Source organism: Bradyrhizobium sp. Ghvi (genome assembly GCF_900115265.1).
GTDB lineage: Bacteria > Pseudomonadota > Alphaproteobacteria > Rhizobiales > Xanthobacteraceae > Bradyrhizobium.
The window spans coordinates 67,289-79,579 of record NZ_FOVU01000008.1; the positions used below are offsets into that span (position 1 = coordinate 67,289).

14 protein-coding genes are annotated in these 12,291 nt (G+C 62.9%); 6 read left to right on the forward strand and 8 right to left on the reverse strand.

From position 1 onward, the window contains the following. The first annotated feature begins 1 nt into the window (after window position 1). The 5 genes from BM374_RS26830 (at window position 2) to BM374_RS26850 (ending at window position 3,939) form a co-directional block, all read left to right on the forward strand. The gene (locus BM374_RS26830) at window positions 2-775 is read left to right on the forward strand and encodes an ABC transporter permease (RefSeq protein WP_092299229.1); all 774 of its coding nucleotides are present in this window, start codon (window positions 2-4) and stop codon (window positions 773-775) included. Beyond that, window positions 772-1,557, forward strand: coding sequence for an ABC transporter ATP-binding protein (locus tag BM374_RS26835; RefSeq protein ID WP_177248551.1), 786 nt, complete (start codon window positions 772-774; stop codon window positions 1,555-1,557). The genes BM374_RS26830 and BM374_RS26835 overlap by 4 nt, the downstream gene beginning before the upstream one ends. Then, complete coding sequence (locus BM374_RS26840; RefSeq protein WP_092299235.1) at window positions 1,550-2,791, forward strand: Zn-dependent hydrolase; 1,242 nt, start codon at window positions 1,550-1,552, stop codon at window positions 2,789-2,791. The genes BM374_RS26835 and BM374_RS26840 overlap by 8 nt, the downstream gene beginning before the upstream one ends. Before the next feature lie 57 nt (window positions 2,792-2,848). Continuing rightward, the gene (locus BM374_RS26845; protein ID WP_092299238.1) at window positions 2,849-3,145 is read left to right on the forward strand and encodes a hypothetical protein; all 297 of its coding nucleotides are present in this window, start codon (window positions 2,849-2,851) and stop codon (window positions 3,143-3,145) included. A gap of 71 nt (window positions 3,146-3,216) precedes the next feature. Next, the gene (locus tag BM374_RS26850; RefSeq protein ID WP_092299241.1) at window positions 3,217-3,939 is read left to right on the forward strand and encodes a DUF72 domain-containing protein; all 723 of its coding nucleotides are present in this window, start codon (window positions 3,217-3,219) and stop codon (window positions 3,937-3,939) included. Window positions 3,940-3,941: 2 nt separating this feature from the next. Here BM374_RS26850 and BM374_RS26855 read toward each other — a convergent pair whose 3' ends face one another. The 5 genes from BM374_RS26855 to BM374_RS26875 all read right to left on the reverse strand — a co-directional run bounded on the left by BM374_RS26855 (window position 3,942) and on the right by BM374_RS26875 (window position 8,963). Continuing rightward, the gene (locus BM374_RS26855) at window positions 3,942-4,130 is read right to left on the reverse strand and encodes a hypothetical protein (RefSeq protein ID WP_092299244.1); all 189 of its coding nucleotides are present in this window, start codon (window positions 4,128-4,130) and stop codon (window positions 3,942-3,944) included. 11 nt (window positions 4,131-4,141) lie between these two features. Then, window positions 4,142-4,471, reverse strand: a complete 330-nt coding sequence (locus BM374_RS26860) for a four-helix bundle copper-binding protein (protein WP_092299247.1) — start codon at window positions 4,469-4,471, stop codon at window positions 4,142-4,144. A 76-nt stretch (window positions 4,472-4,547) separates the two neighbouring features. Then, window positions 4,548-5,621 carry a flavodoxin family protein gene (locus BM374_RS26865; RefSeq protein WP_092299250.1) on the reverse strand — a complete coding sequence of 358 codons (1,074 nt, stop codon included), beginning with the start codon at window positions 5,619-5,621 and terminating at the stop codon, window positions 4,548-4,550. 213 nt (window positions 5,622-5,834) lie between these two features. Next, a complete protein-coding gene (locus BM374_RS26870; RefSeq protein WP_092299253.1) occupies window positions 5,835-6,443 on the reverse strand; it encodes a cysteine hydrolase family protein in 609 nt (202 codons plus the stop codon). A gap of 198 nt (window positions 6,444-6,641) precedes the next feature. Next, window positions 6,642-8,963: an FdhF/YdeP family oxidoreductase gene (locus BM374_RS26875; protein ID WP_092299255.1), complete on the reverse strand. Its 2,322-nt coding sequence runs from the start codon at window positions 8,961-8,963 to the stop codon at window positions 6,642-6,644. A 176-nt stretch (window positions 8,964-9,139) separates the two neighbouring features. Between BM374_RS26875 and fdhD the strand changes: the two genes are divergently transcribed. After that, window positions 9,140-9,907: a formate dehydrogenase accessory sulfurtransferase FdhD gene (fdhD, locus tag BM374_RS26880; protein WP_092299880.1), complete on the forward strand. Its 768-nt coding sequence runs from the start codon at window positions 9,140-9,142 to the stop codon at window positions 9,905-9,907. 99 nt (window positions 9,908-10,006) lie between these two features. On the opposite strand, the gene BM374_RS26885 is transcribed toward fdhD, so the two are convergent. Genes BM374_RS26885 through BM374_RS26895 form a run of 3 tightly spaced genes read right to left on the reverse strand, consistent with a single transcriptional unit; the run spans window position 10,007 to window position 12,257 of the window. Beyond that, window positions 10,007-11,041 carry a Gfo/Idh/MocA family protein gene (locus BM374_RS26885; protein WP_092299258.1) on the reverse strand — a complete coding sequence of 345 codons (1,035 nt, stop codon included), beginning with the start codon at window positions 11,039-11,041 and terminating at the stop codon, window positions 10,007-10,009. 6 nt (window positions 11,042-11,047) lie between these two features. Beyond that, window positions 11,048-11,497 (reverse strand): type II 3-dehydroquinate dehydratase, encoded by a 450-nt coding sequence (gene aroQ, locus BM374_RS26890; RefSeq protein ID WP_092299261.1) that lies wholly within the window; start codon window positions 11,495-11,497, stop codon window positions 11,048-11,050. A 13-nt stretch (window positions 11,498-11,510) separates the two neighbouring features. Next, the gene (locus BM374_RS26895; protein WP_092299264.1) at window positions 11,511-12,257 is read right to left on the reverse strand and encodes an amino acid ABC transporter ATP-binding protein; all 747 of its coding nucleotides are present in this window, start codon (window positions 12,255-12,257) and stop codon (window positions 11,511-11,513) included. Window positions 12,258-12,291 lie beyond the last annotated feature (34 nt).

Sequence of the window (12,291 nt, forward strand, 5' to 3'; positions counted from 1 at the left end):
GATGCGTCCCCTGGATTCCGTGACATCGAAGCAGCGCGTGGCCTATGGCCTCGCGTTCTTCGTGCTGTTCGTCGCCCTCTGGTCCTGGGCGACCTTTGGCGGCCATGTGTCAAAGACATTTCTCGCCAACCCGCTGACCATGGTGCAGGAGGGTTATGATCTCCTGGTCAAGCAGGGCTTCCTGTTCGACATCGGCATGACGGTCTGGCGCGTCGTCGGCGGCTTTGCGCTGGCAGCGATCATCGCGGTGCCGCTCGGCGTGCTGATGGGCGCCTACAAGCCGATCGAAGCTTTCCTCGAACCGTTCGTTTCCTTCGCGCGATACCTGCCCGCCTCCGCCTTCATCCCGCTGCTGATCCTGTGGGCCGGTATCGGCGAACTGCAGAAGCTGCTGGTGATCTTCATCGGCTCGGTGTTCCAGGTCATCTTGATGGTCGCCGTGACCGTCGGCGCCACACGGCGCGATCTGGTGGAAGCCGCCTACACGCTCGGCGCCAGCGACCGCGGCATCATCCGCCGCGTGCTGCTGCCCTCCTCCGCACCAGAGATCGCCGAGATCCTGCGACTGGTGCTTGGCTGGGCCTGGACCTACGTCATCGTCGCCGAGCTGATCGGCTCATCCTCCGGCATCGGCCACATGATCACCGACAGCCAGGCGCTGCTCAACACCGGCCAAATCATCTTCGGCATCATTGTCATCGGGCTGATCGGCCTGCTGTCGGACTTCATGTTCAAGGCGTTCAATGCCTGGCTGTTTCCGTGGAGGCTGGCATGACGATCCTCAGGATCGAGCAGGTCTCGCGCATTTTTCCGGCACGTCACGGCAACGCGCCGACCCGGGCGTTGGAACCGACCGACCTTGTCATCGGCAACAACGACTTCGTCACCATCCTGGGCCCGTCCGGCTGCGGCAAGTCCACGTTGCTGCGCATCGTTGCCGGACTGGACCGCCCCACCAGCGGACGCGTCACGCTCGACGGACGCGAGGTCACCGGCCCCGGCGCCGATCGCGGCATGGTGTTCCAGTCCTACACGCTGTTTCCCTGGCTCACCGTGCGCGAGAACATCGCCTTTGGCCTGCGCGAACGCGGCGTAGCCGAGGCGGAGCGCAACAAGGTCGCCGACGGCTTCATCCGTCAGGTCGGACTATCAGGCTTCGAGAACCACTGGCCGAAGCAACTCTCCGGCGGCATGCAGCAGCGCACCGCGATTGCGCGCGCGCTCGCCAACGATCCCAAGATCCTGCTGTTAGATGAGCCGTTCGGCGCGCTGGACAATCAGACCCGCGCCCTGATGCAGGAAATGCTGCTCGGGATCTGGGAGCGCGACCAGAAGACCGTGCTGTTCGTCACCCATGACATCGAGGAAGCGATCTTCCTCGGCAGCCGCGTCATCGTCATGAGCGCCCGTCCCGGCCGCATCAAGGCCGAGATCGCCGTGGACCTGCCGCATCCGCGCTCCTACAAGATCAAGACCACGCCCGAGTTCGTGCAGCTCAAGGAACGGCTGGTCGAGGAGATCCGCACCGAGGCGCTGAAGGTTGCCGAACATGCCTGATATTCATCCCCGTGCCAATGGCGAGCGCGTCCTCGCCGATCTCAACGCGCTTCGTGCGCTCGGCAGCTACAAGACCGGCGTGCACAAGCCGACCTTCTCGGAGCCGCACAAGCAATCGCTGGACTGGCTGGTGCGGAAGCTACCCGAGGCCGGGCTCACCGGCGCGATCGACGGCATCGGCAACATCGTCGGCACCAGCACCAAGCTCGGGCCGAAACTGCTGGCCGGATCGCACCTGGAAAGCCAGAACTATGCCGGCTGGCTCGATGGCCCGCTTGGCGTCGTCTATGCCATCGAAGCGGCCCGCGTGCTCAACACCGATTCCTCCATGAAAGGCGCTGTCGAGGTCGCTGCGTGGTGCGACGAGGAAGGTCATTTCGGCAACTTCCTCGGCTCACGGTCCTATGTCGGACAAGTGACGGAGGCGGAGATCGATGCCGCGCGCGACCGCACCAGTGGCCGCGCCATGCGCGACGCGCTGACCGACATGGGGCTCGCGGGACGTGCGCGCATCACGGCCGAGCCGGGACGGCACGTCGGATATCTCGAGGCCCATATCGAGCAGGGCGATACGCTCGAAAGCGGCAAGCTCGCGATCGGCGTCGTGACCTCCATCGTCGGCATCTGGCAGTACCGCATCACCTTCACCGGCGAGCAGAACCATGCCGGCACCACGCGCATGGCCGTGCGCAAGGATGCGGGTCTCGCGCTGGCAAAGTTCTGCGTGGCGATCGACGAGCGCTTCCCGGCGGCCTGCGGGCCGCGCACGGTCTGGACCACCGGCCGCATCACGCTTGACCCGGGCGCGCCGAGCATCATTCCCGGTGGCGCAGAAATGCTGTTCCAGATCCGCGACGACGATCCGGCCGTGATCGCGCGGCTGGAGGAATTGCTGCGAACGATGGCAGTCGAAGCGAGCGCGAAGGGACCGTGCACCGTCAAGGTGGAGAAGATCCGCACCGGCGCGCCGGCCATGATGAATGCCGGCATTCAGGACGCCATCGAAGGCGCGAGCAAAGTACTGGCCGGCGGACGATCTATCCGCATGCCCAGCGGCGCCGGCCACGACGCGCAGATGCTCGCGACGATCATGCCCGCGGGCATGCTGTTCGTGCCCTCGATCGGCGGCATCAGCCATCACTGGACCGAGAACACCGCCGACGTCGACATCGTCACCGGCGCGCAGGTTTTCGTCGATGCCTGCCGGAGGATTCTCTGTAGCTCCGCTATGTGACCATCCGCAATGGAACCAACATGCTGATTCGTGCCTTGAAGACCAAGGAGGATCAACATGGCACGAACAGCATGGAAACGTCCCGGCTCGCCGATCGGCAAGAAGGGACCGCGCAAAGCAAATCCCTCATACAAGCGCCGTTCGCGTCAACCGTGGTCGACGGCGGACGTCAGGATGTTGCGGCAGCTTGCGAAGGGCAACACGCCCACGGGCGTCATGAGCATCAAGCTTCAGCGCCCGATCGCAGCGATCCGCAGCAAGGCGCATCGTGAGGGCATCTCGCTGAAGCCGATCAATCGGTCGCCCTATAACCGGCGGGCGACCCGGCCCCGCGCAGCGAAGCGGCGACGCTAACCAAGCAGGCCCGGTCTCCCATATGAGGCCGGGCACCGCCAGGGAAAGCTTCAACCTATGATTGGCCTCGAATGGCGCGCGTTCTGATTGGTACCTCCGGCTGGCACTACGACTCCTGGCGCGGACCGTTCTTCCCCGAAGGTCTGCCGCTGAAGCAGCAGTTGCGGTACTATGCCAGCCAGTTCGATACCACGGAGCTGAACGGTGTATTCTACCGCACACCAACGCCGGAGGCGGTCGAGGCGTGGCAAGAACAGACCGGCGGCGATTTCGTCTTCGCCTGGAAGGCCTCCAAGTTCATCACGCATTGGAAGCGCCTGACCGATCGGTCTCAGAACAGCCTCGAGCTTTTGGAGGACCGCATTTCGCGCCTGCGGGGCAAGGCAGGGCCGATCCTGTTCCAGCTACCTCCGCAATTCGAGGCGAATGCCGACAGGCTCGGCTCGTTCTTCAAGCTGCTGTCACGAAAACGCCGCTACAGTTTCGAGTTTCGGCACCCGAGCTGGTATCAACCTCGCATCCTGCGGATGCTGGCCGACGAGAACATCTCGCTCTGCCTATCCGATCATCACGATGCGCCCGCGCCGTGGAAGCGCACGGCGGACTTCGTCTATGTGCGCGGCCACGGTCCAAGTGGGCGCTATCATGGCCATTATACAAAGCCTGCGCTCGCGCAATGGGCGGGACGGATCAAATCCTGGAAACGGCAAGGCTGCGACGTCTATGTCTACTTCGACAATGACCAGAAGAGTGCCGCGCCGGCCGACGCGCTGAAGCTGAAGGCGCTGCTCTAGAGCTATGGCCCGCCCGCGACCGAGCCGGCGATGACCATGGCGAGTTCGGCGAGATCGATCTTGCCATTGACGACCAGCTCCTCGGCGCCGCCATCGACCTGGAGCGCTTCTACTTTCAGCGCTCGCGGCCGGTTGGCGGCCTGACGCTTGAGTTCGCCGATGATGGCTTCCTTGAGTTTCTCTTCCAGCATGGGACCGGGTCTCACGCTGCCATGGTGCGGCAGGACTCGGCGCAGGCGCGGCACATGGCGACACATTCGTCCATGTCGCCAATCCGCTCGCAATCCTGCGCGCACTCCGCGCAGATCTCGGCGCATTCCCGACACGTGTGCTTGTGGTGGGGCGTGTTGATCAGCATGAAATGCGCCGAGGTACGGCACATCTCGGCGCAGGCCATCATGAGACGGAAATGCTTGGGCTCGACGTGCTTGCCGCCGACTTCGAGGCAATGGTTCATCGCCATGCCAAGGCAAGCCCGGTAGCAGTTTAGGCACAGCTCGATACAGCGAGTCATCTCTTTGGTTTGGGCCATGGTCTCTCCAGCTCTCGTAGCCCCTTTTCCAACCAGTCAAAGCCAGCCGGCGCCCTTCGTTCCCAGGCCCGCCGCGTCATTTGGGGTTGGGATCTTCAAGCCCGGCCGCCGGGTCGTCGCGCCGTTCCCGTGCGAGTCGGACGGCATTTCCGAGCGCGCGCGCCGCATTCAAAACCTCCTGTTGAAACGCGCGGTCTTCATCCAGATCCCGATGCGACGTGGCGTATTTTTCCATGTAGCCGACATAGCCATCCATCTCGCCGAAGCGGCCCGACGAGACCAGATGCATGTCGGTCAGCCAATCGGACAGAGCACGACGCACGCCTTCCGTGCCGACGCTGTCGCCGTGGACAATCAGGCCGAAATGCCGACCGGCGAGATGGCGCGGATACGGCCAGCCCTTCAGCTCGATCGCCTTCGCTTCGGCAGCTTTCTTGCCATGGGTCGACGTCGGATCCGGGTTGCCGCCATCGGCGCAGACCAGGCGATCCATCATCGCCTTGAGTCCGCCGGGAACGTGATACCAGTTCACCGGCGTTACGATCAGAATGCCGTGAGCCGCCACCCAGAGCGGATAGATCTCGTTCATCCAGTCGCTGGTCTGGCCAAGCGAATAGTTCGGGTAACAACTGCACGGCCAGTGGCAGAGCGGCATGGCCGTCGAGACGCAGGATTTGCAGGGATGGATATTCTTTCCGAATTCCGAAGCCAGGCGAGAGAGATCGAGAATGTCGACGGCAAATCCCATCTCGAGAAAAACCGGCTCGGCCAGCTTGACCATGCGCCAAGTCTTCGACATTTCGCCGGGACAGGTGTGCTCACTGCGAGCGGAGCCGTTGATGATGAGGATTCGCGCCGGCACGCTGGCGTCGTCATGGCGGCGCTGGGCGTCCAACACCGCCGCGCGGGTCTCCAGCCAGTCGACTGCCAACTCGTACTCCGGATCAGCAAAGCCTGCGCCCGCCTTCCGCGTTAGCGGCGCCTTGCGTGAATTGCTGTAAGCGTCCCAGGCGGCGCCGATGATTGCATCGAGCTCGCGCTGAAGCGGCGCGAAGGCGGGATCGACGAACTCGCGTCTATAGCGCCGCTCGAACTCGTCTCGCGACAGCTTGACGGGCGGCATCCCCTTGCGAATGTCGGGTTCCGTCATGCCGGGTCCTCGATGAGCGGGTGCGATCCCACCAACCCAAAATCGGCCGTGCGGTTCCAGCGTGCCTCAAAGAGAGGAACCCGCACGGCCCAGCGTATGTCCATTGGCGAAGCAACAGCCACGCTGACACGACCCGAGCTCGTCGCGGCCCACCTCAACATCGATCGCGAGGTCATCGAGAGGCTGCGCAAGGACAAGCAGCCGGTCGTATAGCTACTCGCGCCAAAACTCGCCCAATTCCTCTGAGGTCACCAGGTCGACCTGGCCGTGGAAGCGCGTCCGGTACATCGTCATGAGCGCATCGTGCCCGACATCCGACGAGCTGCACAACGCGTCCTCCACGATGACGACTCTGAAGCCGAGATCGACAGCACTCAGCACCGTCGAGAGGACACAAACGTCCGTCTCGGCGCCTGATACCACCACCGTTCCGATGCCGAGCTCAACCAGAAGACTTGCGAGGGCGGGATTGCTGAACGCCGAGTAGGCCGGCTTGTCGACGATACGCAATGGCGGCACATAACGCGCCAGCGCTGGCACGAGCTCGAGCGCGGATGGCGGAAGCTGGTCGCGGGTCGCCTGGTGCCAACGCCGAAAATAGCTTTGCCACTGGCCCGGCCGGTCTTCCGGAGATTTCGGCGTGATGAAGCGCGTGAAGATCGTCCGCGGTTGATGACATGAAACGATTCCGACGATTGTCGGCAAGACGCGCTCCATCCAGGGCGTTGCCCAAAGGCCGCCGGGAGCGAAGATGTTCTGCATGTCGATGCATAGATGGACTGCATCCCGGATTTTGGCGACATCTGACTTGCCGTCCCTCATCGTTCTCCACCATCACGGTCGGCGACATTCTGCGCGTCTCCGCGCATCCGGCATAGGAACCCTCATAATGCCGAGGCGTTCCACTGCTGCCTTTGTAGAAGGGAAGACGTTTCGCCGATCCAGCGCTCGATCGAAACCTCCGAAAAGCCAACCTGGAGATCGGTCCTGAGATGGATTTCATGACAAGGGCGCAGATTGTCACTTCGCTGAGATCGGAATCTCGCCGCCTTCGATGAGCTCGGGGACGATGTCCTTGAAGAGCCGCACCGGGATTGATTTTGCCGCGGGAACCTTACTGCCCTCTGCGTGGTGCCACAGCGGAATCAAGCAATTGCACTCGGGGTAGTACCCCGCGATTGTCCTCCGCGGGATATCATAGGGCACCACCTGGAGCTCGCTCAGGCTGCGCTCGACGCCATCGCCGGCTTCCGTCACCAGCGTGACGGTATCGCCTGACTTGATACCATCCGCCTCCATGTCGGCGGGATTCATCAGGACAACGTAGCGGCTGCCCTGGATGCCGCGGAAACGATCGTCCTCGGTGTAGATCGTCGTGTTGAACTGCCCATCGGCGCGTATGGTCATCAGCTCGTAGATGCCGTCGCGCTCCTGCGGTGGCGCGAAGGCGGACTTGGGAACGGTGAAGTTCGCTTTGCCGTTCGGCGTCTTCCATTTGCGCTCGCGCGCAGCGAGCGGTCGCGGGAAGCCACCTGGCTCGAGCATGCGCTTGTTGAAATCCTTGAACTGGTCGGGATAGGTGCGCTCGATGGCGTCGCGCACGCGCGAATAGTCCGCGATCCAGGCATCCCAATCGATCCTGGGATTTGGCTTCAGCGTCGCCTTGGCGAGGCCGGCGATGATCGCCGGCTCCGACAGCGCATGCTGGGCCACCGGTTTGCGCTGTCCGCGCGAGCCGTGGATGCATGCGGTGGAATCCTCCATCGAGACGGCTTGCGCACCACTTGCCTGCTCGTCGATCTCGATGCGGCCGAGGCACGGCAGCAGATACGTGACCTCTCCCGGCACGATATGGCTGCGATTCAGCTTGGTCGCAATCTGCACCGAAAGGCGAAGGCCTGACCAGGCCGGCTCCATCAGCGACCGCTCCGGGATGGCACGGACAAAATTGCCGCCGAGGCTGACGAAGCCGCGGACATCTCCCTTCAAGATGCCGTCGCAGGTATCAACGGTTGTCAAGCCATCCCACCGTGGCGGCACGAATCCATAGAGCTCGGCGATCTTATCGAGCGGCACGAGCTTCGTCTTCTCGGAGATACCGACGGTGCGCTGGCCCTGCACATTGGAATGGCCGCGGATCGGCGAGATGCCGGCGCCGGGCTTACCGATGTTGCCGCGGAGCAGCAGGAGGTTGACGATCATCTTGGTGGTCTCGACGCCATGCTTGTGCTGGGTGACGCCCATCCCGTAGTTGGCGATCACCGCATTGGCTGCCATGTAGGCGTTCGCCGCCTCGAGCATGGCTGACCGCTTGAGACCCGACGCCCGCTCGATTTCGTTCCAGTCCTGATCACGGCAGAACGCAGCAAATTCTTCAAAACCCGCGGTATGCTGCGCGATGAAGTCGACGTCGACCACGCGTGGCTCGGCATATTTCGATGCCCGATCGTCTGCCTCGATCACCCATTTGCAAATCCCGAGGATGGCCGCGGCGTCGCCGCCAAGGCGAACCTGATGGTATTGCGAACTGATGCGCGTGCCTCCCGCAATCATTTGAACGGGATCTTGCGGATTGACGAAGCGCTCCAGCCCCCGTTCCCGGAGCGGGTTGAAGGTTACGATCGGCACGCCGCGCTGGGCCGCCTCCTGCAGCGGGTGCAGCATGCGCGGGGCGTTTGTCGTCGTATTGTGGCCAAAGAAGAAGATGCAGTCGGTCTGCTCGAAATCCTTCAGCAATACCGTGCCGACAGGCGAGCCGATCACTTGCGGCAGCGCCACAGAGGTGGTCTCGTGGCACATGTTGGAGCTGTCAGGGAAGTTGTTGGTGCCGTACATGCGGCCGAACAGCTGGTACATGTAACTCGCCTCGAGCGATGCGCGGCCGGACGTGTACATGACGACCGAGCGGGGATCGAGCCTGTTCAGCTCGCTGCCGATCTCGCGGAACGCCTCGCTCCAATCGACCGCCACGTATTTGTCGCTGACGGGATCGTAACGCATCGGATGGGTCAGGCGGCCCTGCTCTTCCAGGTCATGGTCGGACCAGGTGCGGAGATCGGCGAGTGTGTGCTGCGCGAAAAAAGTCGGCGTGACCGTCTTGCCGGTTATTTCCCAAGCGGTCGCCTTGGCACCATTCTCGCAGAACTCAAAGGGGCGCGGATCGGCCGGCTTTGCCCAGGAACAGCTCACGCACATGTAGCCATCTGGCTTGTTCTGCTTCAGCAGAATCTCGCTGCCGAGAATCGCAACCTCTTCCTGCGTGAGGATGTGCATGAGCGCATTGAGCGAGCCCCAGCCACCGGCCGGTGCATCATAGGTTTTGACTTTTGCCTTTTGCCGCATGGCCGGCCCTTCGCTTGCTGGCCCCGTGCGGAAAACGGAAGCGAGCGTCGCTGGTTCCTCCCCCTTCGGAACATTGGGCGCGCTGGCGCGTCGATACTTCGTCGAGGATGAACATCATGCACGGCTCCCGCTCACCCAGACGCGATCGCGCCTCGGCGCCGACAGCTTCGATCAAGATGCCCCGGCTGACGTCGCACGGAACACAGGACGAGCGCGTCATTGCCGAGGAGTGTCCCGTGGCACTCGTCTTTGACGGAACGACCCTTGCCGTTCTGATGGCCACGCCGTCAAATCTCGCCGACCTCGCGCTCGGCTTCAGCCTGACCGAAGGCATCATCGACGACGCCGGCGAGATCGACGACTTGTCGGTCGTCACCGCTGCCGGCGGCATCGAGGTGCGAACCTGGCTGCGGCCGCGGGCCGGACGCCTGCTGAAGGATCGGCGCCGAAGGCTCGTTGGCCCGACCGGCTGCGGGTTGTGCGGTATCGAGAGTCTGGCCGAAGCCAACCGGATAAATCGCATCATTCAACGGCAGATCAGCCTTACGCCGGATCAGATCCGCGCCTCGATCGAGCAGCTCGGCACAGCGCAAATCCTCAATCACGCAACGCGTGCCACCCATGCCGCCGGCCTTTTCCGGCCCGGCCACCATGACATGATCCTGCGCGAGGATGTCGGACGCCACAATGCGCTGGACAAGCTCGCCGGCGCGCTGGCCTCGCAGGGCGTGTCCGGCCGCTCCGGCGCCGTCATCCTCACCAGCCGGATCTCAGTCGAGATGGTGCAGAAGACCGCCGCGATCGGCGCCGGCATCGTCGTCGCAGTCTCCGCGCCGACTGCGCTTGCGATACGAACAGCCGAGGCCAGCGGGCTGACGCTCATCGGCATCGCGCGCGGCAGCGATTTCGAGATTTTCAGCCATCCCGCGGGGGTTTATCGCTGAACCTCCGGCAGGGACGCCCCCGCGCGCGCCTGGTGCCTTGGTCACCCGCGAAATGTCGTGGTTTCCTGCACCGCACTTCGATACCCCGATGTCCCGGTATCAAACCGACACCAAATCTCCGGTTTCCGCTGCGCGCTTGACCGCATCGATCACTCTGAGGGTTTTCAGCCCTTCGCGCCCGCTCACCACAGGCGCGGCCGTACCGCGGATAACCGCACAGAAATTGGCGATTTGCAGACCAAGCGGGTCTTCTTTCTCGTAGCTCAGCCGCTCGCGCTCGATCGGCGCCCACCAGCTGGCCTTGCTTGGGTGGTGCCACAGATCGAGTTGCGGAATAGCCAGCGATGCCCTCGTGCCGCCGATCTGGTAACAGGTCTCGAGCGTGTGGCTGTAGGCGGAATTCTCTCCGGTGGTGAATTCCCAGCTCCAGGGCGACTGAATGATGTCGGAGACATTGACCGTTCCCAGCGCGCCGGAGGCGAAGTGCAGGATCATCACCGCTGTCTCTTCAACCGCGTTGCCGCGCAGTCGATTGGATTGGGCAGCCTGTACCGCCACGATATCCCCACACAGGTAGCGCAGCAGGTCGACATCGTGGATGAGATTCAGGAAGACCGGCCCCGCCCCCTTCTCGCGGCGCCAGGCCACGTCGAAATAATCGTCCGGCTTGATCAGCCAGAACATGCCATGCACCGACACGATCTGGCCGAGCCGACCGCTGTCGATCTCCGCCTTGGCGCGCTGGATCATCGGGTTGTGGCGACGATGATGGCCGGTGAGCAGCGGCACGCCGGCTCGCTCGGAGGCTTCGACCAGGGCTTCTGCAGCGACGACGTCATCCGCTAACGGCTTCTCGATAAGCGCCGGGATGCGAGCTGCGATACAATCCATGCCGTTGGTCACGTGCATCTGATTGGGGGTGGCGACAACCACCCCGTCCGGCCGATTTTCGGAGAGCATGTCGTGAAGGGACGGAAACCAATCCACCTTCAGCGAAACCGCCAACTCTCGTGCCGCCGGCGTCGGATCTACGATCGACGACAATACCGCCTCCGGCCGTGCGAGAATATGCTCGATGTGTCGCTTGCCGATGAGACCCGCTCCCGCCACCGACAGGCGGACGGCTTCACCCATGCGATGCTACCCCTTCGTCTCATCGATCAGCTTGGCGACACGCCGCAGGCCGAGCAGATAGCCCTGCGTGCCGAAGCCTGCGATGACCCCATCCGCTCGTTTGGAGACAAACGAATGGTGACGGAATTCCTCGCGCTTGTGCACGTTGGAAATGTGCACCTCGATCACCGTGCCCTCGAACGTGTTTAGAGCATCAAGGATGGCGACCGACGTATGGGTGAAGGCCGCGGGATTCATTACGATGCCGGCCGCCGTCTCGCGCGCCTCGTGGATCCAGTCGATGATTTCATATTCTCTGTTGGATTGATGAAAGCGAACCTCAAGGCCGAGCTCCCCCGCCAGCGCCCGGCAATCCCGCTCCACATCAGCGAGCGTCTCGTGGCCATAGATGTGGGGCTGACGCTTGCCGAGCAAATTGAGATTTGGCCCGTTGAGGACGTAGACAAGACGACTCATGGAAGAACTCCGTTCAGTGATGGGCGAGGATTTCGCCAAGAAACTGCCTGGTGCGGGCGTGCTTTGGATTGCGGAAGAAAGCGTCGGGCGCACCTTCTTCGATGATCTGGCCTTCGGCCATGAATATCACACGATCGGCAACCTGGCGGGCAAAACCCATCTCGTGGGTGACGCAGATCATGGTCATGCCGTCGTTGGCGAGGCCAATCATGGTGTCGAGCACCTCCTTGACCATCTCGGGATCGAGAGCCGAAGTCGGTTCGTCAAACAGCATCACCTTGGGCTGCATGCAGAGCGCGCGCGCGATCGCGACGCGCTGTTGCTGGCCGCCCGAAAGCTGGGCCGGATACTTCTCGGCCTGGTCACCGATGCGCACGCGCTCGAGGTATTTTCGCGCGATCGCTTCCGCCTCGGTCTTGCTGACGCGGCGCGCGCGAATGGGCGCGAGCGTGCAGTTCTGTAACACCGTCATATGCGGAAAAAGGTTGAAGCTCTGAAACACCATACCGACGTCCTGGCGTACGACATCGATAGCCTTGATGCTGTCGTCCAGCCGATGGCCGTTCACCACGATGCTTCCCTGCTGGATCGCCTCGAGGCGGTTGATGCAGCGGATCAGCGTCGACTTGCCTGAACCGGACGGCCCGCACACCACGATCTTTTCGCCCTTGCGCACGGTGAGATCGACGTTGCGCAGAGCTTGGTACCCGCCGTACCACTTCTGCACGCCTTTCATTTCGATCAGGATCTGGTCCTGCATGCTGGTCTCCGCTGTCGGGCAGCGGCCAACGCGG

Excerpts from the sequence above, each read along its gene's own strand:
- BM374_RS26885 (WP_092299258.1), bottom strand. The coding sequence starts at position 11,041 with ATGGGTGAAGCCGTCCGCCTGTCGGTGGCGGGAGCGGGTCTCATCGGC.
- BM374_RS26855 (WP_092299244.1), bottom strand. The coding sequence starts at position 4,130 with ATGCTGGAAGAGAAACTCAAGGAAGCCATCATCGGCGAACTCAAGCGT.
- fdhD (WP_092299880.1), top strand. The coding sequence starts at position 9,140 with ATGCCCCGGCTGACGTCGCACGGAACACAGGACGAGCGCGTCATTGCC.
- BM374_RS26870 (WP_092299253.1), bottom strand. The coding sequence starts at position 6,443 with ATGAGGGACGGCAAGTCAGATGTCGCCAAAATCCGGGATGCAGTCCAT.
- BM374_RS26875 (WP_092299255.1), bottom strand. The coding sequence starts at position 8,963 with ATGCGGCAAAAGGCAAAAGTCAAAACCTATGATGCACCGGCCGGTGGC.
- aroQ (WP_092299261.1), bottom strand. The coding sequence starts at position 11,497 with ATGAGTCGTCTTGTCTACGTCCTCAACGGGCCAAATCTCAATTTGCTC.
- BM374_RS26835 (WP_177248551.1), top strand. The coding sequence starts at position 772 with ATGACGATCCTCAGGATCGAGCAGGTCTCGCGCATTTTTCCGGCACGT.
- BM374_RS26850 (WP_092299241.1), top strand. The coding sequence starts at position 3,217 with ATGGCGCGCGTTCTGATTGGTACCTCCGGCTGGCACTACGACTCCTGG.
- BM374_RS26845 (WP_092299238.1), top strand. The coding sequence starts at position 2,849 with ATGGCACGAACAGCATGGAAACGTCCCGGCTCGCCGATCGGCAAGAAG.
- BM374_RS26895 (WP_092299264.1), bottom strand. The coding sequence starts at position 12,257 with ATGCAGGACCAGATCCTGATCGAAATGAAAGGCGTGCAGAAGTGGTAC.
- BM374_RS26860 (WP_092299247.1), bottom strand. The coding sequence starts at position 4,471 with ATGGCCCAAACCAAAGAGATGACTCGCTGTATCGAGCTGTGCCTAAAC.
- BM374_RS26830 (WP_092299229.1), top strand. The coding sequence starts at position 2 with ATGCGTCCCCTGGATTCCGTGACATCGAAGCAGCGCGTGGCCTATGGC.
- BM374_RS26865 (WP_092299250.1), bottom strand. The coding sequence starts at position 5,621 with ATGACGGAACCCGACATTCGCAAGGGGATGCCGCCCGTCAAGCTGTCG.
- BM374_RS26840 (WP_092299235.1), top strand. The coding sequence starts at position 1,550 with ATGCCTGATATTCATCCCCGTGCCAATGGCGAGCGCGTCCTCGCCGAT.